Annotated in this window: 21 protein-coding genes; 8 read left to right on the top strand and 13 right to left on the bottom strand. The window is 46.9% G+C overall.

The window, feature by feature from the left end; all coding sequences use genetic code 11:
- The first annotated feature begins 5 nt into the window (after window positions 1-5).
- From ACRRS0_RS21835 to ACRRS0_RS21825, 3 genes are all read left to right on the top strand, one after another.
- Window positions 6-1,220, top strand: a complete 1,215-nt coding sequence (locus ACRRS0_RS21835; RefSeq protein WP_432455488.1) for a flagellar assembly protein T N-terminal domain-containing protein — start codon at window positions 6-8, stop codon at window positions 1,218-1,220.
- A gap of 13 nt (window positions 1,221-1,233) precedes the next feature.
- Window positions 1,234-1,947, top strand: coding sequence for a hypothetical protein (locus tag ACRRS0_RS21830; protein WP_432455489.1), 714 nt, complete (start codon window positions 1,234-1,236; stop codon window positions 1,945-1,947).
- Window positions 1,948-2,232: 285 nt separating this feature from the next.
- Window positions 2,233-4,815 carry a S8 family peptidase gene (locus ACRRS0_RS21825; RefSeq protein WP_432455490.1) on the top strand — a complete coding sequence of 861 codons (2,583 nt, stop codon included), beginning with the start codon at window positions 2,233-2,235 and terminating at the stop codon, window positions 4,813-4,815.
- A 57-nt stretch (window positions 4,816-4,872) separates the two neighbouring features.
- Here the strand turns inward: ACRRS0_RS21825 and ACRRS0_RS21820 are convergent, their stop codons facing one another.
- Window positions 4,873-5,379, bottom strand: a complete 507-nt coding sequence (locus ACRRS0_RS21820) for a hypothetical protein (RefSeq protein WP_432455491.1) — start codon at window positions 5,377-5,379, stop codon at window positions 4,873-4,875.
- 357 nt (window positions 5,380-5,736) lie between these two features.
- Between ACRRS0_RS21820 and ACRRS0_RS21815 the strand changes: the two genes are divergently transcribed.
- Window positions 5,737-7,413 (top strand): DUF342 domain-containing protein, encoded by a 1,677-nt coding sequence (locus ACRRS0_RS21815; protein WP_432455492.1) that lies wholly within the window; start codon window positions 5,737-5,739, stop codon window positions 7,411-7,413.
- Window positions 7,414-7,528: 115 nt separating this feature from the next.
- On the opposite strand, the gene ACRRS0_RS21810 is transcribed toward ACRRS0_RS21815, so the two are convergent.
- From ACRRS0_RS21810 to ACRRS0_RS21800, 3 genes are read right to left on the bottom strand one after another with little or no spacing between them, the layout of a single operon-like run.
- On the bottom strand, window positions 7,529-7,705 hold the full coding sequence (locus ACRRS0_RS21810) for a hypothetical protein (RefSeq protein WP_432455493.1): 177 nt from the start codon (window positions 7,703-7,705) through the stop codon (window positions 7,529-7,531).
- Window positions 7,706-7,759: 54 nt separating this feature from the next.
- Entirely contained in the window at window positions 7,760-8,383 is a 624-nt protein-coding gene (locus ACRRS0_RS21805) for a response regulator (RefSeq protein ID WP_432455494.1), read from the bottom strand.
- Window positions 8,380-9,810: a cache domain-containing protein gene (locus ACRRS0_RS21800; protein ID WP_432455495.1), complete on the bottom strand. Its 1,431-nt coding sequence runs from the start codon at window positions 9,808-9,810 to the stop codon at window positions 8,380-8,382. The genes ACRRS0_RS21805 and ACRRS0_RS21800 overlap by 4 nt, the downstream gene beginning before the upstream one ends.
- A 243-nt stretch (window positions 9,811-10,053) precedes the next feature.
- Between ACRRS0_RS21800 and ACRRS0_RS21795 the strand changes: the two genes are divergently transcribed.
- The 3 genes from ACRRS0_RS21795 (at window position 10,054) to ACRRS0_RS21785 (ending at window position 13,013) form a co-directional block, all read left to right on the top strand.
- Entirely contained in the window at window positions 10,054-11,127 is a 1,074-nt protein-coding gene (locus ACRRS0_RS21795; RefSeq protein WP_432455496.1) for a TRAP transporter substrate-binding protein, read from the top strand.
- 66 nt (window positions 11,128-11,193) lie between these two features.
- Complete coding sequence (locus ACRRS0_RS21790) at window positions 11,194-11,694, top strand: TRAP transporter small permease subunit (protein ID WP_432455497.1); 501 nt, start codon at window positions 11,194-11,196, stop codon at window positions 11,692-11,694.
- Between the two features lie 26 nt (window positions 11,695-11,720).
- Window positions 11,721-13,013: a TRAP transporter large permease gene (locus tag ACRRS0_RS21785; RefSeq protein ID WP_432455498.1), complete on the top strand. Its 1,293-nt coding sequence runs from the start codon at window positions 11,721-11,723 to the stop codon at window positions 13,011-13,013.
- Between the two features lie 179 nt (window positions 13,014-13,192).
- On the opposite strand, the gene ACRRS0_RS21780 is transcribed toward ACRRS0_RS21785, so the two are convergent.
- The 4 genes from ACRRS0_RS21780 to ACRRS0_RS21765 all read right to left on the bottom strand — a co-directional run bounded on the left by ACRRS0_RS21780 (window position 13,193) and on the right by ACRRS0_RS21765 (window position 17,531).
- Complete coding sequence (locus tag ACRRS0_RS21780; protein ID WP_432455499.1) at window positions 13,193-14,881, bottom strand: NAD-dependent malic enzyme; 1,689 nt, start codon at window positions 14,879-14,881, stop codon at window positions 13,193-13,195.
- 315 nt (window positions 14,882-15,196) lie between these two features.
- Window positions 15,197-15,820: a tRNA-uridine aminocarboxypropyltransferase gene (locus ACRRS0_RS21775; protein WP_432455500.1), complete on the bottom strand. Its 624-nt coding sequence runs from the start codon at window positions 15,818-15,820 to the stop codon at window positions 15,197-15,199.
- Window positions 15,821-15,901: 81 nt separating this feature from the next.
- Window positions 15,902-16,687 (bottom strand): hypothetical protein, encoded by a 786-nt coding sequence (locus ACRRS0_RS21770; protein ID WP_432455501.1) that lies wholly within the window; start codon window positions 16,685-16,687, stop codon window positions 15,902-15,904.
- Window positions 16,677-17,531 carry a substrate-binding domain-containing protein gene (locus ACRRS0_RS21765; protein ID WP_432455502.1) on the bottom strand — a complete coding sequence of 285 codons (855 nt, stop codon included), beginning with the start codon at window positions 17,529-17,531 and terminating at the stop codon, window positions 16,677-16,679. The genes ACRRS0_RS21770 and ACRRS0_RS21765 overlap by 11 nt, the downstream gene beginning before the upstream one ends.
- Before the next feature lie 281 nt (window positions 17,532-17,812).
- Here ACRRS0_RS21765 and ACRRS0_RS21760 point away from each other — a divergent pair, with 281 nt between their 5' ends.
- Window positions 17,813-18,022, top strand: a complete 210-nt coding sequence (locus ACRRS0_RS21760) for a hypothetical protein (RefSeq protein ID WP_432455503.1) — start codon at window positions 17,813-17,815, stop codon at window positions 18,020-18,022.
- Here ACRRS0_RS21760 and menE read toward each other — a convergent pair.
- The 5 genes from menE to ureE form a co-directional block, all read right to left on the bottom strand.
- Window positions 17,992-19,401, bottom strand: a complete 1,410-nt coding sequence (gene menE, locus ACRRS0_RS21755) for an o-succinylbenzoate--CoA ligase (protein WP_432455504.1) — start codon at window positions 19,399-19,401, stop codon at window positions 17,992-17,994. The two genes, ACRRS0_RS21760 and menE, sit on opposite strands and share 31 nt — an antisense overlap.
- Before the next feature lie 96 nt (window positions 19,402-19,497).
- On the bottom strand, window positions 19,498-20,061 hold the full coding sequence (locus tag ACRRS0_RS21750) for a HupE/UreJ family protein (RefSeq protein WP_432455505.1): 564 nt from the start codon (window positions 20,059-20,061) through the stop codon (window positions 19,498-19,500).
- A gap of 12 nt (window positions 20,062-20,073) precedes the next feature.
- Window positions 20,074-20,718, bottom strand: coding sequence for an urease accessory protein UreG (gene ureG / locus ACRRS0_RS21745; protein ID WP_432455506.1), 645 nt, complete (start codon window positions 20,716-20,718; stop codon window positions 20,074-20,076).
- A 31-nt stretch (window positions 20,719-20,749) separates the two neighbouring features.
- Window positions 20,750-21,418 carry an urease accessory protein UreF gene (locus ACRRS0_RS21740; protein ID WP_432455507.1) on the bottom strand — a complete coding sequence of 223 codons (669 nt, stop codon included), beginning with the start codon at window positions 21,416-21,418 and terminating at the stop codon, window positions 20,750-20,752.
- The gene (ureE, locus tag ACRRS0_RS21735; protein WP_432455508.1) at window positions 21,418-21,864 is read right to left on the bottom strand and encodes an urease accessory protein UreE; all 447 of its coding nucleotides are present in this window, start codon (window positions 21,862-21,864) and stop codon (window positions 21,418-21,420) included. The genes ACRRS0_RS21740 and ureE overlap by 1 nt, the downstream gene beginning before the upstream one ends.
- Window positions 21,865-21,870 lie beyond the last annotated feature (6 nt).

Here is a 21,870-nt window from a genome sequence, read left to right as displayed (position 1 = left end):
AGTTGATGATGTACCTATTGAGATTGATTTACTCTAGTGCTTTTTTGTATGCGCTATTGGTTGTTCCTTGTTACGGCGTGTGGCTGGAGGGAGAAGGACAGGCGCGGATTATTGATGGTCAAGTCGATACTGCTCGCCAGCAAGCGATCCAAGCTGCGTTGATCACATTAATGTATCGGGGTGGGGCGAGTGTTAAGTCTTTGCAGGTTGTTAAATCTGGAGTGCTGGAAACCGATGAACTAACGGTTCGCACTAATGGCGAAGTGTATGACATGAAGCTGTTAGTTGAGACGATCAAGGAAGACCAGATTGTGGTGAAAGTCGCGGCTGATATCTTTCCCCTTAATAGCTGTGAAAAGGACAGTTATGCGAAGACCTTATTTGTTGGTCCTTTTCAGCTACAAAAGCGTGAGCATGCTCAGTTGGGCGGAATTTATCGTACACCGGAAGAGGTATCACGAAGAGTTTTTCATCGTTTCAAGCAAAACAGCAAGCGGGTGGATGCGCGTCATTTAATGACTCAGCAAATTGCTTTGGATGGTCGTTACTCGCATGATTTAGAATCGCAAATGCTCACGTTCGCTCGTTCGTTATCGGAAAAATTCGATGTGCAATACATCCTGTTTGGTCAAATCGTCGATATGTCCAGTTATAACGAGACTTCCACCAATCTGCTGGGCATCAGTGATACGGTGAAACAACGAAACTTTCAGATGAAGTTGTTTGTGATTGATGGAATCAATGGAGAGACTGTTTTACGTAAAAATTATGGCTCGAATCGAGAGTGGCCGTTTGATGTCACTATGAAGTTTGATGTAACTGGTGAAACGTTTTGGTCTTCGGATTATGGCAAACTGATTGATTCCTATATAGATCAGTCAGTTCAAGATGTTGAAGATTCGTTGTATTGCCGACAAAGCCTCGCCAAAGTTGTTGGTATCTATAATGGTCAGGTTGTGATTAATATCGGACGAGTAAACGGCGTGCGTAAAGGGGATAAATTTGAACTGGTTCGTCAGCAATATCTGATGCATCTTGATGGTGGTTTAAAAGGCCCGATCTTTAATGCCGACAATACTCAACTCACGGTTGTATCGGTACAGTCAGATCGAGCCGTGTTAAGCACACAGCGCTACTCGGAAATGGCAAATATTCAAATTAGGGATGTGTTGGTCGCGGTTAATCAAGACCCTTTTGCCCTAGACGACTCAATTAATTAGCAAGGAAGATACAATGAGCAGCACTTATAACTCGACGCCACTCGCAACCCAAGATATCGCTTATAAACCTAAGCTTATCGAGGTAAACGCTCAACAGACCGCGGAAGAAAGTAGTAATGGTGGTTTTGCTGAAACCCTAAAGCAAGTGCTTCAGTTAGGTGATTCAAGTGCTACGGAGTCCTTAGGGCAAGCGGCTGATAAGCTCACCACCGAGGAACAAACCGCAAAGGCTGAGCCGAAGGATCTAAGTCTTGAAGAATTGGCGCCTAAAGCTTTGGATTTAGGTTTAGGTTTAGCCTCTGGAAATCCTATCGCTGCGGGTTTAGCGGGAACTGATTTATTACAAAGTGGCTTAAAAACTGATATCGAAGCACAATTTACTCAACTCGGGCAAACGCTTGCGGCAGCTTTGGTTGCTGGTTTATCAGGTAACCCAATTGCCACGGCAGTGACATCAAGCGTGGAAAGTGTCGGCCAACAAACGGCCTTGGACCAAGTGAAAGCTATCGGAGAGCAGGCGCTTGGTGCAGAGTCCAAAATTGCAGGTGTCAGCGATTTAGTAGAGGCGGTCGGGTCTAAAATTGCAGGAGTGACCGAATCGGCGGAAGCGAAAACCGCAGCCAACCTCACCGGGGCAATTAAAACCAAGGGGACAATTCCTCAAGCCATTCTCGATGCTCAAGCAGCCAAAATTAATCAACAAAAAGGTATAGAAGAGAATAGTTAATCGCTGGCTGTTCTTTGATTGAGAGGAGTCTTGGTATTTCACTTCTCTTCAAGACCCGCTAATGTTGCTGCGTATTACATCGCTGAGTGAAAGCGCGTCAGTCGTTTTCAAGTGAGTTCACCGCGCAGTAAGATCGGACTCATGACAATTCTTTACAATTTAATACCCTTTGTTTTACATAGCATAAATGTAAAAAAACTAAGTGATATTATATCTTCACATGTTCTTTTGATGAAGATTGAATATGATGGCATGAAGAATGTGTCGGTTTAGGTAAGGGAATATATGAAAATTATTGTGCTTTGGTTACTTGCATTAAGCTTGTTTGCCTGTGGTGGGGGTGGGGAGAGTAATGGTAGTAGTGACGGTAATGTCACAGAAGAACTCCCAAGCTATCTGCTTTCAGGGACCGCAAACGTATTATCGAATACTGTCATTGATAGTGATGTAAATGATTTTAATGCGCCTTATGTAACCAACAATACCAGCAGTACCGCGCAACAACTCCCACCGATTGCCGTAGTTAGTGGCTATTTAACGAGTGAAGCGACGGGGGTGGCCGATGATCGGTTTGCCGACGAGAATGATGATATTGATGTTTATAAAGTAGATTTAGAGCAGGGCCAGTCGATATTCTTAGAAATCGCCGACTGGCAACAGGGAAGCGCAGCGAACAGTGATTTTGATCTGGTTTTGTATCGAGTTAGTGATCTGAATGCGGAGGTGGCGAGCTCTATTGGCGTGAATCAAACTGAATACCTCAGTGTCGATGCAGCCGACAGTTACTATGTACTCGTGACCACTTATACGGATGCCAATCAAACTCTCTCTCGTGGTAATTATACACTACGTTTGATTGCACAAAACCAGCAAAGTACGGCGGCTGGGCAGTACTTGAGCACCCAACAGGATTTTGTGAACGATCAAATCGTAGTCAAGCAAGCACAAACTTTGGCGCGTGCCATGACTACCACCGATGATGAGTTATCGCTACTGAGCGCTGGCCCAAGCATGAGCTTGTATCTGCAGCAGAGTGGTGCTCGGGTCCGCTCATTGGGGACTAGCACTAGCGCGCTTGAGGTGGCTGGATTTTCCGATAACGCTTCCGCCGAATATAGCGTGAAGAAACGCAGTTTGCTGAAAGTGAAGCAAATGGCCCATCGGCTGGGAAGTGATAAGGTGACGCCTAATTATCTTTATCGGCCCAGTGCATTATCTAACGATCCCTTAGTGGCTCGCCAATGGCATTATCAGCAAATTAATTTAGCGGCAGCTTGGCAGGTAATGCAAGGGCAAACCTTGAACGATGTTGTGGTGGCGGTAATCGACACCGGCATGTTCCAAAGTCATCCTGATTTGCAAGCTCAACTGAGCGATGATGGTGTCGATTTTATTCTTGATAGCGATATGTCTCTTGATGGCGATGGCATTGATAGTAACCCTGAAGACCCCGGCGACCAGAGCGGTACCAATGGTAGCTCATCTTGGCATGGCACCCACGTGGCAGGCACCATCGCGGCACAAACCGACAATGCGATAGGTGTTGCAGGTGTCGCTCCTAATGTGAAAATTATGAATTTACGAGCCTTGGGTTATGGTGGCGGAACGCTGTATGATATTTCTCAGGCGATTTTATATGCGGCGGGCCTGAGCAATGCCTCGGGTCTTTTGCCGAAACAAGCTGCCAGTGTCATTAATATGAGCCTAGGCGGAACCAGTAGTTCTTCAGTATTAAACGATGCCGTACAAGCTGCGGTGGCTCAGGGCGTTATTGTGGTCGCAGCAGCGGGTAACGAGAGCTCCTCTCAAGCAAGCTATCCTGCGGCCTTAGCCAATGTTATTGGTGTTAGTGCGGTGGACGCGAGCCAAACGATTACCTCTTATTCTAATTATGGCAGTTACATTGATATTGCTGCGCCGGGCGGCAATAGTAGCGTTGATTTAGATGGGGATGGTTATGGTGATGGGGTCTACAGTACTTATGTGAATCAAAGGGGCGCTAGTCTCACTGCAAGTTACCAATACTTAAATGGCACCAGCATGGCTAGTCCGCATGTTGCTGGGGTTGTTGCGCTGATGAAACAACTTAATCCCAACCTTAACACGGCAGATTTTTTGAACTTACTGGCCAGCGAGAGCCTCAGTGATGATATTGGTGCTGTGGGTCGAGATGATAAATATGGTTATGGCTTATTAAATGCCGAGAAGGCGGTGCAAAGTCAAATTGATAGCAGTGGTAATATCTCTAGTTATCTCCGTTTAAGCACTCGTCAGATTAGCCTCAGTTCTTCAGAAAGTTCTGCTGAATTCACTGTAACATTAGTGGGGAATAGCGGCCTGTCGGTACAAAGTGTGGCCAAAGACGCTGGGTGGTTAACCATTGACTCCAGTGAAGCCGATAGTAACGGCTTAGGTCGCTATGTGGTTGAAGTGAGTCGTACTGATTTGAGCGATGGTACTTATAGTACCACCATCACTCTAAGCGCTTCCGATGGTCGAGAATATCCAGTCAGCTTATCGATGACGGTGAGCAAACAGCAAGCCGATGATAGTGGTTTAGTTTATGTGTTTTTGGTTGATCCCGTGACAGAAAATCTAGCTTATCAACAGCAGGTGACAATGACTGGGGGAGTGTTCCCGTTTAGTTTTGCGCAAGTGAAGGCCGGTGAATATCGTCTTTATGTGACTTCTGATCTCGACAGGGACGAGAGTATTTGTGATGAAGGAGAGCTGTGTGGTGCTTACCCGGTGCGTAATGATATTACCTCCATCATCGTTGATGGAAATATCATTGGCTTGACCCTAGATATCGAACCCATTAGCTCACAGTTTAGCAGCGCACAAAATATCGCTATTTTAAAGGAATAATCGCGAGATATGACGTCGGGTATTGGCTGAAGTGGGAGAGTGCTTTTAGCCAATACCCTATGCTTTGCTGAGCATCCATAAGTTGATGCCGTAGAAGAAGATATGTAATCCAAACAACATGCCGATTAACCACGCCAGTCCAGCGGCTCCCGATAAGATAATCACTAGACCGAGTAAGATGCTAAACAGCGCTCGGCACTTCGCCCAAATAAGCAGCCCCGCGTTTAGTCGTGAGCCTTTGAAACTTTGGATACCGTAGATGATCAAACCGCCGCCTAAACACAGGGCGGCTAGACCTAAAGTGATTCCAGGAAACAGCGTTAGTAATAGTCCCACGGCTAAAAACAACCAGTAACTACTATGATCGATTGGCTTGACGAGTTGTTTGCGTAGTCGTTGGTTGAACCATAAGCCTACAGCGGCATAAGCAATGATCGATAAGCCTAAAACGATGGCACTAAAGGTCCCTACATAATAGGCCAATAGCATGGTGATGAGGCCAGCGATAATATGTACAATCGCGATTTGTTGAAGATAGCTAAACTTGTGCTTGGAAAGTTTCATAATATTCTCATTTCCTCAAAATAAATTGTGGTGAGGCGATTTGAGAGCCAGACCCGCATCGTCTTATCAAGGTAGTGATGTGTTGTTGAAAGTACAACTAAAAATAGCGGTATTGTGGCAAAATTAAGGCACTTAGTTTTGCGATGAATTTTATATTTGATTGCTGATTTTATTGATCAATATCTTGTAAAGTTACATAAATTTTATTATTCATCATACTAAATGAAGATCTAGTTCAATTAGTTGGTGACTAGAGCTTGCTCGACTATTGGTTAACAGGATGTGAACAGGCATAATAGAAAAATATCGCTTAAGTATGTTTTGTTATGGTGAACGCCAAACGAGAAAGGGGGCTAAATGCTGGAATTGAGTTGTTTACGTTTATCGCAAGATAAGTTGGCTGCGTTAATCGAAATCACACCGCAAGACAGCCATGTTAGCGTCACCGATGTTCAAGCACTGTTGCATCGTTCTGAATATAGCCACTACTTATTTGATGAGGAGGCGATTCAAGACGCTGTTGCTAAGTTTGCCGAGTTGAGGGAGTCTCCTGAACTGATTAAGAAGTGGGGCGATACTTTTATAAAAATTGCCAGTATTCGCAATGCTGAGATTAGTATTCGAATTTCAGAGGATAAGATGGTGGCTCGAGCCACTATTACCGCCGCCTATGGCGGTAGGCCAATCTCTCAGGGGGATCTGGTAAATGCTATGCAAGAAGCGGGGGTGAGCTTCGGTTTACAAAAACAACGCGCTTTAGCATTGCTTAACGCCGCTAGAACTGCCGATCCGGGGATGAAATTGGAGAAGGTTGTGGCCTTAGGTCGTGCAGCGGTTGATGGTCAAGATAGTCGTTTCGAGCGCTTAGTCGCCACTCCTAAAGAACGTTTGTTACAACCTCAGGAAACCAGTGATGGTAGGGTTGATATGCGTGACCTTGGTAGCCTCGAAACGGTTGAGCCAGATAAGCCCTTGATGCGCCGCCATCCCTTCACTGTCGGTCGTCAGGGGATGAGTGTTTGTGGCGATTCCTTACCTTTTAAGCAAGGCCGAGAGATTCCTTTTACCGTGGGCGAGGGTTCGCGTATAGCAAATGATGATCAAAACCTGTTACTGGCGACCTGTATCGGCCTGCCTTTGGAAATCGAAAATGGCATGAAAGTTGACGATGTGTTGTCGATTAAAGAAGTGGATGTCAGCTATGGCCATGTCGATTTTAGCGGTAGCATATTAATCACGGGTAACGTTGCCGAAGGTATGAAGGTGTCCGCGACTGGCGATGTACATATTAATGGTTTTGTCGAATCGGCGAATATTGTTGCGGGTGGTGATGTAGTGGTTGGTAAAGGGGTGATAGGCCACCGACTCAAGGAAGGGGACGAAAACTACTCCTGTTCGATTCAAGCCCAAGGCGAAGTGCATGCCACTTTTATACAGTACTCTCATGTCCAAGCGGAAAAAGATGTGACCGTGACCAGCCAGTTACTGCATAGTAAAATAGAGAGTAAGGGAAAGGTGACGGTGAGTGATGCGGGTGGTTTGCGCGGAACCTTAATTGGTGGCTCTGTCGAGGCTGGTGATGAAATATCGACTGTAGTACTTGGCGCCACTGCGGGCACCGCAACGCAGCTGACTATCTCTGGTGATTTTGATGAAATCCAAGAAGAGCGTCGAAGCTTAAATAATGTGAAGCAAACTCTCCACCAAAAGCTGGGTAAGGTGCTTGATGCCCAGATGAAGTTGAGTTCTGTAAAAAAAGAAGAACGGGAGCCCGATACTGCCGATAAACTTGCGGCAACCTTACATCATACTCGTCAGGAGTTGGTACAAATTGACTTTGCCCTCGATTATAATCAGCAATTAGAGCAAGAATTTTTTGCTAAGGCGAAGCTGACGGTGCGCCGAGAGTTACACCCTAATGTTCGTTTAGATATTGTGGGTCAGAAATTATTTACTAATCGGGAGTACGGCCCCACCGAAACCAAATATGAAGAGGGTAAAATCAGCTTCACGCCTCTAGTGGGTAAAAAGTAAGACCGAGCTTGAATGACTAAGGTGTCGAGTGTGGCGTGAATCGACCAGTGACACAAGCTGTTAGTTTAAGCCATGTTTCTGGTAGAAATGCGTCCAACAGCACTGTTATAACCCACTAATTATTTTTAGGTTTTTCTAAGAGTTCTAGGGCATATTCGAAGGCCGCAATAAAATCACCTTCGAGCTGCTGATTGGCATTTGTTTGCATTGAGCCACTCACCAAGCGAACTTGGGTTTTTGGGCGTTTTTGTTTATTCGGTTTGTTCGATTTACTCAGGTCAGAACGCTTCAAATTCAGCCTCTAGTTGCGAGTAGTGATTCGTTATTGTTGAATAAAACATCTTAATCAACATTCGATGCCAGAACCATAGTTATCTATCGCATATTTAATCATTGCCGCACTACTATCGAGTTTCAGTTTACGTCTGATCTTTAAGGTATGGGTTTCTACGGTACGGATACTAATCGATAATTTATCTGCAATTTTTTTGTTACTACAGCCAGAAGCGAGTCGTTGCAATACCTGTTGCTCTCGTTTACTGAGGGCCGCGCTGGTTTTGCCTGATTCGAACAGTTGGTTAGAGACCCCTGCACTGATATAACATCCGCCATTGGCAACGGCTTGTAAAGCGTTGACCAGCTCGCAAGAGGTAATGTCTTTTAAAAGGTAGCCTTTGGCACCATGACGCATTGCATTTTGCACGTATGCTTTGTTGTTGTGCATGCTTAACATAATTACTTTCGTCTCGGGGGATTGTACTGCTAGTAATTCTAGCAGCTGAATCCCATTGAGCTTGGGCATATTAATATCAGTGAGCACAATTTGGGGTTTTAAGCGGATGACTAAATCTAAGGCTTGTTGCCCATCTGCAGCGGTGCCTACGACTTCAAATTCTTCCGTGGTGTCTAATCGCATCTTCAAACCATCTTGTACCAAGGGATGATCATCGACGAGTAAAACTGAGGTCATGTAATTTGCTCCAAGGGTATTTGGCTGAATGTTGAGCACTTTTGTAACGGGAGTTTGATGGTAATTTGAGTCCCTTTCGCAAGTTGGCTATGGATACTCACTTGGCCATCGATGTGGGAAATTCGTTCAAATATATTGCGTAAACCCAAGCCGCTACTGGCGAACTCGGAGCCTAGATCAAATTGTTTGAAGTTTGCTTGAGTTGATTTGTTTTCGATTTCAAAACCACAACCATTGTCGCGAATGGACATCTGGAGTTGTTGTTTACGATGCGTTAATAGAATATCGACAGTATCAGCAGCAGCATGTTTTTCTATATTTTGTAGAGCTTCCTGAGTGATCCGATATAAGGTGGTTTGGACCATTGCTGGTATGTGAATGGCATTGATGTCGCATTCGAAAAATACGTCGATAGCGGTGCGTTGTTCAAATTCTTGGCTGAGACTGGTTAAAGCCGCGCCGAGGCCAAGATCATCTAATATACTTGGGTGTAGATCTTTGGAAATACGTCTTATTTCACCGATTGCTTGATTAATGGTGTGGAGTCCTTGGTGCAAGCTAACGCTGATGGTTGTTGGGGTGTTGCTGCATTCGGTTGCGCTTTCTAGGCGATACTTAATAGAGACAAGCAGTTGATTAATACCGTCATGTAATTCACGACTCACGCGCTGTCGCTCTTGTTCCTGGGAGTCGATGATTCGTTGGGTGAGCGCTTTCAGTTTTTTATCGGCCAGCTTGTGTTCGGAAATGTTGAGAGAGGTGCCTAGTAAAGCGATCACAATGCCTGAAATGCTGGTGACGATGAATAGCCATATAAAATTATGATCAATATTTTGCTCGGTTTGCAGCTTGATTCGAGCCAGTTCTGCATCCACATCATCGAGATAGACGCCAGTGCCTAGCATCCATTGCCACTTGTCGAGCAGGACCACATAAGCCAGCTTTTTCACCCGTTTTCCGGTACTGGGTTTTTCCCATAAGTAATGGCTGAAACCGCCGCCAGCTTTCGCCTGAGTAATCAGATCCTGAATTAACATGGTGCCTTCCGCATCTTGGTAATTCCAAAGGTTTTCTCCGACTAATTCGGGCAATATCGGGTGTACTAAATTTAGTCCATCTAAGGTGTACGCAAAAAAATAACCATCTTCACTAAAGCGTAGTCGAGTGAGGATGTCTCGAACTTGCTGTTTCGCGTATTGATCGTTGGCAGACGCTGGCTCATAAATATTGCGAATGCTCGCAAAGGCTTGCGCGATATGATTTTGCAGTTCCAGGGTTTTGCTGTGCATGATATTGGTTTTGATCAGCTTAAGCTGTTGCTTTGCCAGCGTTGATGATTGCTTAAAGACCAAGCTAGCAATTAAGGCTGTAACGAAAATCAGGGGAACCACCGACAGTAGAATAATTTTAATTTTAAGCGACCACATGACCGAAGCGTCTCATTATTTCATGTTAATTTAATGTTAAGTCTGTTGCCTGAGCTAAAATAGTGAAATCGTACGAACTTATACCAAAGTATAAGGCTACGTGATTTTACGTAATCGAAAACCGTAGTTTAGCGGATAGCGTCCCGTTAACAATATGATAACATTGTTGGTACTCAATTCGTGAGCAGCGAATACTGGTCATACCTAAAATAATCAACGGATGATAAGGAAAGGGTGAATCACATGCTTAAGTCCCTCTGCAGTAAAACATTATTGGCTTCGGTCATTATTGCCTTTAGTTCCACGGCTTTGGCCGCAGAGAAAGTTTATAAATTAAAACTCGCCGAAAGCTGGGGGCCCAATTTTCCAGTATTTGGTGACGCTGTGAAAAACATGGTGAAAATGGCCGACGAGATGTCCAATGGGCGTTTAAAAATTCGGGTCGACTCCGCCAACAAACACAAAGCGCCGTTTGGCGTGTTTGATTTGGTGAAAAGTGGTCAATACGATTTAGGTCATTCCGCCTCTTATTACTATAAAGGTAAGGTCCCGAATACTCTCTACTTCACTACGATGCCCTTTGGTATGAATGCCCCTGAGCAACATGCCTGGTTGCAATATGGTGGCGGTCAAGCCTTGATGGATCAGGTTTACGCTGAGCATAACTTGCTGCCCTTTCCTGGCGGGAATACTGGAGTACAGATGGGGGGATGGTTCCGCAAAGAAATTAACTCGGTAGACGATTTAAAGAATCTTAAAATGCGTATTCCCGGATTTGCAGGTGAAGTATTGGCTAAGCTTGGCGCAACACCAGTGAATATTCCGCCCGGTGAGTTATATACCGCCTTAGAGCGGAATACTATCGATGCGCTGGAGTGGGTGGGGCCATCATTGGATCTGCGAATGGGCTTCCATAAAATCGCGCCCTACTACTACATGGGATGGCATGAACCAGCCACTGAGTTAATGTTTATCGCGAATAAGAAAAAGCTTGAAAGTTTACCGAAAGATTTGCAAGCGATCCTTGTGGTCGCGATGCGTAAGGCGGCTTACGACATGTTTATTCATTCCTATGCTGAAAGTGCCAAGAACTGGCAAACCATGTTGCAGGAGTATCCAAATATTCAAGTGAAGACCTTCCCGGTGACGGTGATTAAAGCCTTGAAGGAAGCCAATGATGCATTGCTCCAAGAGAAGGCTGCGAGCGACCCGATGGCCGCTAAGATAATTCAATCGCAGCAGCAATTTATGCAGCAAATACGAGCTTATACTGCCATTTCTGAGCAAGGTTACTTAAATAGTACCCAAGATTTGTAGTGGCTTAAGGCGCTGGCGGCAGTGGCGGCTAGCGCCTCCACCGACAAATTAAAGGGGAGGTGAAAGATGTTGCGTTGGCAACGAGCTATTGATGGTTTCTCTAAAGGAATTGCGTCTCTCACTGCGGTATTGATGCTGTTGATGCTGGTAAATATCTTTTATGACGTGGTGATGCGTTACTTTTTTCGCTCCAGTTCAATTGGTATGCAGGAGCTGGAATGGCACTTATTCTCGGCGATGTTTTTATTGGGAATTGCCTCGACCTTACAGGCCGAAGGACACGTGCGAGTGGACATTATCTATGACAAGTTATCTCGTCGTAAAAAGGCTTGGATAGACAGCTTGGGGGTGCTGCTATTGCTGTTACCATTCTGTGGGTTGATGGTTTGGTACGGATATGACTTCGCCTTGGAGTCTTATCATCTTGGTGAAATTAGTGGTGACCCAGGTGGCTTGGCTTATCGCTGGCTAATTAAAGCGATGATCCCTATTTCAGCGCTATGTGTCGCGTTAAGCGGCCTAGGCATGTTACTCAAAAATTTAATTCAGCTGCGAAATCAGCACTAACTCGTCGTCGCTAAAAGGAAGTTTTCATGATTGGGATTGTCATGTTTTTCGTAGCCTTATGCATGCTATTAACTGGTTTTCCGGTGGCCTTTGTTTTTGGCGGCGTGGCGCTGGTATTTGGGGTTCTTTCCGAAGGCTTCGAGCTATTTGCATTTATGCCCTTTCGTATCATGAGCATCATGCAAAACTCAGTATTAATGGCGGTACCGTTGTTCATCTTTATGGGGATCGTGTTGCAAAAAACACGTCTTGCTGAACAGCTATTGGAAGCGATGGGCCAGCTATTTGGAGGCGTACGCGGTGGTTTAGCGGTATCCACCATTCTAGTTGGCGCGTTGTTGGCTGCATCAACAGGCGTGGTGGGCGCTTCGGTGGTGGCGATGGGGGTTATTTCCTTGCCGGTGATGCTGAAATATAAATATAACAAGGGGCTTGCTACTGGCGTGATCTGTGCCTCGGGCACCCTTGGTCAAATTATTCCGCCGTCGATTATTTTGATTATTCTAGGGGATGTGATGGGAGTTCCGGTTGGCGACCTATTCAAGGCCGCATTAATGCCGGGAGGGGTGCTCGTTGGGGCATTCATTTTATATGTGTTGCTGATTGCCTTTCTCAAGCCTGAAATGGCCCCCGCTTTACCTAAAGATCAAGTTGCTGGGCATGGTCTCAAGCCTTGTTGGAAGGCCTTTAAGGCGATAGCTCCCCCCTTAAGCTTAATGATTGCGGTATTGGGCTCTATCTTCTATGGCATTGCTACGCCCACTGAATCTTCGGCGATTGGTGGTGTTGGCGCTGTTTTGTTGTCTTTGTTATATCGTCAGTTCTCTTGGAAAATTATTTATCAGTCGGCCTTGGAAACGGTTAACGTTACTGCGATGGTGTTCGCTATTTTCATTGGTGCGACGGCTTTCTCGATGGTGTTTTCCTACACCGGTGGCGAAGAGGTCATTGAGCAAGTGATGACCAGCCTTCCTGGAGATAAATGGGGATTCTTGATCTTAACGATGTTAGTCATATTGGTGCTGGGTTTCTTTATCGATTTTGTAGAAATATCGTTTATCGTGGTGCCGATGTTATATCCGGTTGCCGACCTGATGGGGATTAACTTAACTTGGTTTGCGATTTTGATCGCCATGAACTTACAAACTTCTTTTCTTACCCCGCCCTTTGGTTTTAGCTTGTTTTATTTAAAAGGTGTGGCTCCCCCAGCGATTAAAACCACCGATATTTACAAAGGTGTTATTCCGTTTATCGCGCTACAAATTTTAGTGTTGGTATCGCTACTTATTTTCCCCGAGTTTTATGGTTTTTCGGTTTAGCTGAGTTTGAGATGATTGGGCGGCGATTAATCTTTGGTGGTATTTTATTGGGAATAAAGTGATAACAATCCTTGGAAACATGCTGAATCAATCATCCGAAAGGCTCAGGAAGATTTAGTTTAACTCAAACCAAGTGCGAGCACTCAACAGCTTTAGAGACTGTTGAGTGCTTGCAAAGTCTAGAACGAAGTGCGCTTGTAGTGACGGTATTCTGGGCGCCAAAAGCTGGTTTCAATCGTCTGACTTAATACTTCATCAGAGATGGGGATTGCTAAACCCTGTTGCATGGCCGTTTTGGCGACCGCATAAGCGATGTGTTTGCTAACGATGCGAATTTCTTCGAGGGGAGGCAGCAAAGCCCCCTCGCCGTCATTGGCCAACGGTGAGCATTCGGCTAAGGCTCGGCTGCTGGCAATTAACATCTCATCACTGACTCGAGTCGCTTGACTCGCTAAGACGCCAAGGCCAATGCCGGGGAAAATATAACTATTGTTACATTGGGCGATGGGGTAGCTCTGCTCTCCTAGTTTTACTGGAGAAAAGGGGCTTCCGGTCGCCACTAGCGCTTGCCCTTGGGTCCAACGAAGGATGTCTTCGGGAAGTGCTTCAACTCGGCTGGTAGGGTTTGATAAGGGTAATACGATGGGTTTTTCACAGTGCCGATGCATGGTTTCTATGATCGCTTGATTGAATACTCCCGGGGCGCCAGAGACGCCGATCAGCACGGTCGGTTTTGCGTGTTCGACCACATCGAGTAAGGATAGACTGTCACTGCTCAAGCCCCATAGTTGCTGCAGCTCGGCGGGTTGTGCCAGGCGCTGTTGAAAGTCTAACAGGTTGGGCATGTTGCTTTGCAGTAAACCCCAGCGATCGACCATGAAAACTTGGCTGCGGGCTTGTTGTTCACTGATCCCTTCTTCGATCATGGCGCGCACAATCGCTTCGGCGATCCCACAACCGGCTGACCCTGAGCCTACAAAGGTGATCCTTTGTTCGCTTAACGCCGAGTCGGCGGCTTTACAGGCGGCTAATAATGAACCGACGACGACTGCTGCAGTTCCCTGAATATCGTCATTGAAGCAGCACAATTGATCTTTATAGCGTTGTAAGAGTGGCATGGCATTTTTTTGGGCGAAGTCTTCAAATTGGATCAGAGCCTCCGGCCAGCGCACCATCACGGCTTGCATAAATAACTCAATGAACTGAGCGTATTCTTCGCCGCCGATCCGTTGATGACGCCATCCCATATACATTGGGTCATTCAATAGCTGCTGGTTGTCGGTGCCCACGTCCAATACGATGGGTAAGGTGTAGGCTGGGCTGATCCCGCCACACGCAGTGTACAGCGACAATTTACCAATTGGGATCCCCATGCCTCCGATGCCTTGATCGCCCAAGCCTAAGATCCGTTCGCCATCGGTCACCACGATAATCTTTACGTTGTGACGGGTGGCATTGTTCAGTAGTTCATCGATACGGTGGCGATTGGGGTAAGAAATAAATAGCCCCCGAGAGCGACGATAAATATTAGAGAATTGCTCACAGGCCGCGCCTACGGTGGGAGTGTAGATAATTGGCATCATCTCGCTGATATGGTCTTCGACGAGTCGGTAAAACAAAGTCTCGTTGGTATCTTGAATATTGCGTAGGTAAATATGTCGATCAAGATCATTGGTGAAACTTTGGTATTGTTTGTAGGCTCGTTCACTTTGTTCATCGATACTTTCGATGGCTTCGGGCAGTAGTCCCTCTAAGTTAAAGAAAATCCGCTCTTCTTGGCTGAAGGCGCTGCCTTTGTTCAGTAGTGGGGTTTCTAACAGTGCCGGTCCGGCATAGGGTAAGTAAAGTGGGCGTTTTTTATCATCCATATCGACAAGGTCTTTCGCTAAGCACAGAGGAATGGTTATTTTTTCACATTCTGCACGCTAGGTCATGGTTATTTGTATCGAATGTTAGCTTAATGTTGATCGAATGTGGGCTTAATATAGGCGAGCCGGCACCGCTAGTAGATTGGGAAGGCATAACGCTTGGTAAACCAAGTATTACAGCCTGAGCATCTAAAAGCGACAACCGACTAATGTAATTATAAATCACAGCCGCTAAATCGCCAGTCCAATGTTGCGAATATGTTAATTTAATGATGCTTGTCACTATTTGTCGCTTGGCTATCCGTTCCTCAGGATTTAGTAACGGGCTTGAACTTGCTGAGGCATCGCCTTGAGTTGTTGAGTCACCAGCGCTTCCAATATTGCGGAGAGTGGTCTAGGGTTGAATGCTTCGACTTGCTGTAAGGCATAGCCGATGGCTTCGATAGTGGAGAGTCCCTGTGCAATGGCGGTTTTACGTATTTTATATTGGCCTTGAGGCGGGCTGGTAAAGTGAAACTGGGGCAGAGCATGTAACCAAGGGTTGAGGTGCCAGAGTTTTTGCGCTTTACGCCAGGTGCCATCTAAAAATATCAACGTGGGATAAAGCGCAGGCGTATGCAGAGTGGTCTGCTGAGTGAGCGCCAGACACGCCTGTTGTTCGAGGCTTTGACTGTGCTCACTGGGGTAAATTAGCCAATACTGTTGTGGTTGTTGCTCTACAGCTTGGCGTAAGGCGGCGAAATCTTCGGGCTGCTCACCAGATATTAATTGCGCTTGCTCTAAGGCTAAACAAGCTAAGTGAGCAGTACCTTTGGCCTGCTTCTGTTCACTTGGGTGCTGTAAGATAATAAGCGGATGCCGATGCCGACAGTGTTGAATGTATGGGCATAAGCAGTGACTTTGTGGGCGTAAACAGCGGGCGCAATGGGGTCGACTCATGATCTCGATTGATGAATGTTGGCAATGGTTAATTATACCTATCTCGGCTTCAATTGGCATTGTCCGTTAGTGACGGCCCGTTTAAGCGACATCTTTCTGCTGCATCAAAAAGTGACGGAGGTCGCTCGGACAGTGCGCCGATAGATGAATGTATGTTGCTTGTTCGCCTAGCAGATTTGGCCAGGCTTTGAGGGTTCCTTCGGCTAAGCGTGATTCGACACTGATCTGTGGCAATATTGCCCACCCGAGGCCCGCTTGTAGCGCATCGAGTAGCAAGGTTTCACCCATAAACAGATTGCTTTGCTGTGGCTCCCTCATATCGAAAAGCTTTAAATGTGCGTCGAACTGCTGGCGATGATTCACTAGTTTGGGATGTGCCACTTTTACGAGCTGCGCTTGTTTCCAGGGGAATACTTCAGCTGCTGCATGTTGCTTGTTCGCTGAAAAACTAAAGTGTACCGAGTGTTGTTGAGAACCGCTAAAGCGGAGCTCCAATAGCGGATCATAACGATGTAACTGCTGTGCGAGTAAAGTTAACCAAGGGCTGGGAAACCAGGCTTGATAACTGATACTGAGTTGTAAACTTTTGGCCTGTTGCAAGTGCTGACAGTGCCGCTGGAGCTCGGCGTAACGACCCACAATTAGCTCGGCTTGTTCAACTAAGGCTAGGCCTGCGTGGCTTAATTGATAGAACTGACCGGTTTGTACAAATAGACTACAGGCCAGTCGCTGCTGCAGTTGTTCCAGTTGCTCTAGGATCCGCTCGGTGGGCAAAGCTAGCTGCTCGGAACAAGCATTGAGGTCGGCTTGCTTGGCTAAACAAACAAAGCTTTGTAAAGCGGCAAGGGTGGCGTGTTCATCCATCATAAGCGCTCAGTCCTAACAGGTTTAAACAATGGGCGACCTGGCTGTCTCGTTGGCTGCTTAACCATAGTATTTCTATCTCTAATTTGGTTGGTGAAAAATAATTACTCAGATGTAATTCAATTAAGCTGCCATTACGAAAGCTCGCCTCTAACCAATGCCGTGGGGCAAAGGCCCATCCCATACCTAATACCAATAGATCATGAAGGAGCTCGCGATGTTCCAGTTGCCAACAATTGACTCGGTTGAGTTGCAGTTCGATGGGAAGGTGAGGTAAGCAAAGCTGGCGATGGCCTTGTAATTGTTCGACACTAAGTTGTTGGTGTTTACTCAAACTATGCCGTGCAGCGCAGGCCAGGGCTAAGCTAAGATTGCAGTAACGGCGCGAATGGGTTTTTGCAGGTTTTTGCTGACGGGCAACTCGTAAGGCAATATCAATTTCCCCTTGGATTAATTGTTCTGATAGCTGTTGTGAGCCAAGTTGCACTAGTTTTAACTGTTGCAGCGATAGTTCGCTAATAAAGCGTGGATAGTAGTGCAATAGACTTTGACAAGGTACAAACTCATCTATTCCAATGATGATTTGTTGTGGCTGAATCGGGTGTTGTTGGTCACTGAGTAAGTTGTATAGCTGAGAATGTAGTTGTTTCGCTCGTTGATAAAGTAGCTGCCCTTGCGAATTTAGGTTCTGGTAATCGTGATTAAACAACTGGCAGTTAAGCTGGCGCTCAAGTTCTATAAATAGTTGCTTGCGTTGAGTTGCGCTGGTTCGTTCAGGAAAATGATGGCTTTGTTCGTAATATTGTACAAACTGACGCAGTAATTGGATGTTGGGGAGGGCCATCATTACTCGTTATGATCGGGAAGCCTTGTATAAGGCTAGCAGAAAATGATTGCAGAGTAAGCTGTTAGGATAAGCTTTCATCATTTTTGAACGCTGGTTTTTGTTTGTATCTGGAAGGCGGTGAAGTTGTTATTCGTGACCGGTAAGCTGATTTGCTCGCTTGTCTGTTGAATAAAGCTTGTCGGGGATCGCCAAGCGTGATAAATCTAAGTCGAGTGCAGCGCCGCTGTTTGGCGGGCGCGGGCACCAAGCGCTAGCGATTAATTTGCTTGTAAGGAGTGCTTATGAAAAGTGAAATCGATTTTGCAAAAACCGGTTTATTAAATCGTTATTTAGCTGAACGAGAGCAATTTTTGAAAGGGACTTGTTGTTTTGTTCCCGACAGTGAGATTAACTTGAAAGAACAGCAGCACAGCGCGCTGCAACACGCTTATCAACAATCTTGGATTACAATTTTTGAGTATCAACACTGGTCACAACAACTGGATTTGTGATTCGCTATCTTGGTTAATTCGCTGCGCGAGGGTTTCAGCGAATTCGTTTCTGGCAAAGCATAATAGGCTATCGGCAGTTTGATAGCCGCTAGTTGCCGCCGTAAGAATTGATTTAAGCGGTGGCTTGTCAAGCCGTTTGGGCCAGCGATAAACGCTACTGGTCGCTGGCCGTACTCGGCGCTATCTTGTGCCACCACAATCGCCTGCCTAATTTGCGGGTGCTGCAACAAGGCCTGTTCGATTTCTTCTGGCTGGATGTTTTCACCTGCACAGATAAACATATGATTACTGCGACCCAAGGGATAAAGATTATCTTGTTGCATTCGCCCATGATCACCGCTGTTAAACCAGCCCTCTTGGTCGACGACTGGGCAAATCCCACCATTCTGCCAATAGCCGAGAAATAGTGTTTCGCCCCGTAGCAGGATTTGTTGTGCCTCTATTTTGGCTTGTCGGTAGGGCAGTAATTGATAGCCTCGCTGGCCTAATCGATGGTTGCGGGTGGCCACCTGTGAACTCATTTCGCTACTACCATAGGAGCTATAGACCTGAAATCCCCGCTCGAGTGCTGCATCGATGAGTCTATCATTGCAGGCTGCGCCGCCAATTAAGAGCGTGCTTAGCTGCAAATTGGCAGCGTTAAAATCGGGGCGCTGTAATAGCCGGTAAAGTTGCGTTGGTACTAAGGAGACATGGCTGGTGGCGCTGCTCACTAAGTCGGCATACAGTTGGCCCTTGTTCTGTGCCACGACGATCCCGGCCCCCGCTAATAGGCAACGCCATACAATGGCCTGTCCACCAATGTGATAAAGCGGCAAGGATAATAACCATTGAGATTGGGGCACCAGCGGGAGCATGCTGTGCGAACCCAAGGCACTGAAGTAATGATTTGCCCAACTGTGCACCACCGCCTTTGCTGGGCCACTGCTACCTGAAGTAAACACCATGCTTATCGCTTGGCTGGTTTGTATTTGGTCTGGCGAAATTGCCTTTAAATCTCTTTGCTGAGGATTAAATTCAACTCTTTGGCGACCGCTCAGTGTTGCTTGGCTATCAGTCCAATAGAACTTGGCATCAATTCGCTCGCTAAGGCTTTGCAGTTGACTCACTGGGTGATGGTGGTTGAGTGGGCAAAAAATATAGCCTAGTTCTAAACTGGCTAACTGTAGTAGCAACATGCGTAGCTGGTCATCACCAAAACAGCTGAGTCGGTCGCCTCGGCTAAGGCCTTGCCGACGCAGTTGTGCTGCGGTAACGCCCACCATTGCCTGTAACTGTTGATAACTATAGTGCTGTTCGCCAATACTCAGGGCCACCCGGTTCGGGTGTTGTTGGCAAGTCTGATGCAGCGGATGTTGCTGTAGGGGATCGCAATTCATGGCGGCATTATGCCGTACTTGGTGAGCTTTGTCGCCGCTAAGTCGATGCTTGGCGGCGAGTACCCAGTGCAGCAGGTTTGCTGCACTGGGTAAGGTTTAAGCGATTAAGGCTGAGATGCCAAAGAAGGCCGCTACGCTGGCATAGCCGCGCATCAACTTTAGACCATAGGGTGAACGTTGAACCAAGTTTCCAAGCAGATACCCCCCACAAATGATGGCTATCGAACTGGCAATAAAGCCGGCAAAAAATAGCTTCACATCGGCGCTTGCTGGCACCTCATTACCATGCGCTGCACCATGAAGTGCGGCGACAATACAAACCGCAGCGGTCACGGCACTCGCCGAACTGGGCAGTAGCTTGGCCACTAATAGCGCCATCACTAACAGTGAAATGGCGAGACCCGTTTCCAGCATCGGTGGCACAAAACCAAAGCTGGCGACAACGGCGGCTAAAACTAAGGCGAACAGGCTTTGCATTAAGCTGAGTTTGAGTTTGCCCGTTTGACTGGCTAATAGACCAATAAGGCTTAAGGCGAGCAGGTGGTCAAGACCAGTCAGTGGATGTAAGATCCCCGCGCTCAAGCCATTATGAACGCCTTCATGGGCCAAGCTGGGGAAGCTGACCAGGGCGAGTAAACCGATACTAAGTAATTTTTTCATGGGAGATCTCCGTTAAAGGGTTGAATTGGCGAGGTTTGCAGAGCTTTCTTCTAACATGCCTTGCTCGATAATAAAGTTGATGATGTCTTGTAAACCTTGGTTGGTTTTGAGATTGCTAAAAACAAAGGGGCGTTCGCCGCGCATTTTTTTTGCATCGCGATCCATCACGTCCAGCGAGGCACCTACATAAGGGGCCAGATCGGTCTTGTTGATGATCAGTAGGTCAGATTTGGTGATCCCTGGGCCGCCCTTGCGGGGAATTTTATCGCCAGCGCTAACGTCAATCACATACAGGGTTAAGTCGCTCAGCTCTGGACTAAAGGTGGCACTGAGATTATCGCCGCCACTTTCTACCAGCACTAAATCTAGGCCTTGATGCCGACGGTTTAACTCGGCGATTGCAGCAAGGTTCATCGAGGCATCTTCACGGATCGCGGTATGGGGACAGCCACCAGTTTCAACCCCTAAGATTCGATCTTCGGCCAGTGCGTTGTGACGCAACAGAAACTGGGCATCTTCTTTGGTGTAAATGTCGTTGGTTACCACCGCTAGGTTAAAGCGGTCTTTCAGTTCGCGACAAAGGGCGGTCAGTAAGGCGGTCTTCCCCGAACCGACAGGGCCACCGACCCCGACGCGTAAAGTTTGTTTAATGGTCATTTTATATCCTCGATTGGCTCAGTTTCGCCGATTAAGAGCGGAACAAGCGGCAGTATTGGGTTTCGTGAAGGGTGCTGGCCAAACTTAAGGCGGGCAGCGACCCGGTAATTTGTTCAAAGGGCAAAGCCAGGCCATAGGCGCGTGCGGGCGGCAACAAGGGTAGCAACTCGCTAAGTAGCTTTTGGCAGGCGGTTTGCCCGAGCGGTAACGTTTTACCCGCCACCGCTAGTTGGTTTTCTAACCATGTCCATAGGTAGCCATCTGCCAAGTCGTTGAGTGGGATCTGCCAATGTTCACCTGCAACCGCAAACATACTGGTCCAGCTCATCGGTTCATCACTTAATGGCGCGATGATGTCGGCGTCGAGCTGTTGTAATAAAACGCGTAGCGCATTGCCCATTTGAACGTCTTCTAACTCTAACTCCCGAGTCTCTCGGCTGGCGATGAGTTCCAGATTAAGCTGTTCAAAGCGGCGGTAATCTTGTATCGACCAAGCTTGGTATAAAGCCGCGAGCATTGGGATATCCAGACAGGCAAGGCCTGCTTCCAAACAGCCCTGGACCCAAGCTTTTAGCGCGGCGGGGTTAGTCACCCAAGCATTTTCGATGGCGTACTCCAAACCTTGCGAGTAGGCAAACCCTCCCACTGGTAAGCTGGGGCTTACCAGTCGCATGAGTTGCAGTTGCGCCAGACTGGCCATTAGTGACTGTGTCCCGGTAAGTGGCTGTGATAGGCTCCTGTCTCGGGATCAAAGGGGCCTTGGTGTTGCTCCACCCGCAAACCGTACAATTCCACTAAATCTTGCAATACATGGTCGGGTTGAAAACGAACCCAACCCTCGCCAATTTGCAGAGGGGTATGGCGGTTGCCTAGGTGGTAACAGACTTTGGCGAACATCAATGGGTCATCGCTATAAGCGGTGGTGACCAGTTCATCGGCACTTCTAATTTCAACCACTTCACCATTGTCGGCTTCCAGCAGTTGACCATTTTGTAGCACCTGACCGCGTTCTAAGAAGAAGCCAATTTCTTGCTGGGCCTCGGTTTGCGCCTTGATCCGGGCCTTTTTGCGTAACTCGTAGCTCAATACCACGCGGTGATGGACCGGACCATGGTAGTGATGGAGGGTTTGATACACCTTTAACATTCATTC

Origin of the sequence: Agarivorans sp. QJM3NY_29, assembly GCF_050870835.2 — a bacterium.
GTDB lineage: Bacteria > Pseudomonadota > Gammaproteobacteria > Enterobacterales > Celerinatantimonadaceae > Agarivorans.
The sequence above is the reverse complement of the archived record's forward strand: the minus strand, read 5'-3'. Positions and strand labels throughout refer to the sequence as shown.

What these genes read in the sequence shown, in the direction of transcription:
- ACRRS0_RS21835 (WP_432455488.1), top strand. Translation starts at nt 6, where the DNA reads ATGATGTACCTATTGAGATTGATTTACTCTAGTGCTTTTTTGTATGCG.
- ACRRS0_RS21830 (WP_432455489.1), top strand. Translation starts at nt 1,234, where the DNA reads ATGAGCAGCACTTATAACTCGACGCCACTCGCAACCCAAGATATCGCT.
- ACRRS0_RS21825 (WP_432455490.1), top strand. Translation starts at nt 2,233, where the DNA reads ATGAAAATTATTGTGCTTTGGTTACTTGCATTAAGCTTGTTTGCCTGT.
- ACRRS0_RS21820 (WP_432455491.1), bottom strand. Translation starts at nt 5,379, where the DNA reads ATGAAACTTTCCAAGCACAAGTTTAGCTATCTTCAACAAATCGCGATT.
- ACRRS0_RS21815 (WP_432455492.1), top strand. Translation starts at nt 5,737, where the DNA reads ATGCTGGAATTGAGTTGTTTACGTTTATCGCAAGATAAGTTGGCTGCG.
- ACRRS0_RS21805 (WP_432455494.1), bottom strand. Translation starts at nt 8,383, where the DNA reads ATGACCTCAGTTTTACTCGTCGATGATCATCCCTTGGTACAAGATGGT.
- ACRRS0_RS21800 (WP_432455495.1), bottom strand. Translation starts at nt 9,810, where the DNA reads ATGTGGTCGCTTAAAATTAAAATTATTCTACTGTCGGTGGTTCCCCTG.
- ACRRS0_RS21795 (WP_432455496.1), top strand. Translation starts at nt 10,054, where the DNA reads ATGCTTAAGTCCCTCTGCAGTAAAACATTATTGGCTTCGGTCATTATT.
- ACRRS0_RS21790 (WP_432455497.1), top strand. Translation starts at nt 11,194, where the DNA reads ATGTTGCGTTGGCAACGAGCTATTGATGGTTTCTCTAAAGGAATTGCG.
- ACRRS0_RS21785 (WP_432455498.1), top strand. Translation starts at nt 11,721, where the DNA reads ATGATTGGGATTGTCATGTTTTTCGTAGCCTTATGCATGCTATTAACT.
- ACRRS0_RS21780 (WP_432455499.1), bottom strand. Translation starts at nt 14,881, where the DNA reads ATGGATGATAAAAAACGCCCACTTTACTTACCCTATGCCGGACCGGCA.
- ACRRS0_RS21775 (WP_432455500.1), bottom strand. Translation starts at nt 15,820, where the DNA reads ATGAGTCGACCCCATTGCGCCCGCTGTTTACGCCCACAAAGTCACTGC.
- ACRRS0_RS21770 (WP_432455501.1), bottom strand. Translation starts at nt 16,687, where the DNA reads ATGATGGATGAACACGCCACCCTTGCCGCTTTACAAAGCTTTGTTTGT.
- ACRRS0_RS21765 (WP_432455502.1), bottom strand. Translation starts at nt 17,531, where the DNA reads ATGATGGCCCTCCCCAACATCCAATTACTGCGTCAGTTTGTACAATAT.
- ACRRS0_RS21760 (WP_432455503.1), top strand. Translation starts at nt 17,813, where the DNA reads ATGAAAAGTGAAATCGATTTTGCAAAAACCGGTTTATTAAATCGTTAT.
- menE (WP_432455504.1), bottom strand. Translation starts at nt 19,401, where the DNA reads ATGAATTGCGATCCCCTACAGCAACATCCGCTGCATCAGACTTGCCAA.
- ACRRS0_RS21750 (WP_432455505.1), bottom strand. Translation starts at nt 20,061, where the DNA reads ATGAAAAAATTACTTAGTATCGGTTTACTCGCCCTGGTCAGCTTCCCC.
- ureG (WP_432455506.1), bottom strand. Translation starts at nt 20,718, where the DNA reads ATGACCATTAAACAAACTTTACGCGTCGGGGTCGGTGGCCCTGTCGGT.
- ACRRS0_RS21740 (WP_432455507.1), bottom strand. Translation starts at nt 21,418, where the DNA reads ATGGCCAGTCTGGCGCAACTGCAACTCATGCGACTGGTAAGCCCCAGC.
- ureE (WP_432455508.1), bottom strand. Translation starts at nt 21,864, where the DNA reads ATGTTAAAGGTGTATCAAACCCTCCATCACTACCATGGTCCGGTCCAT.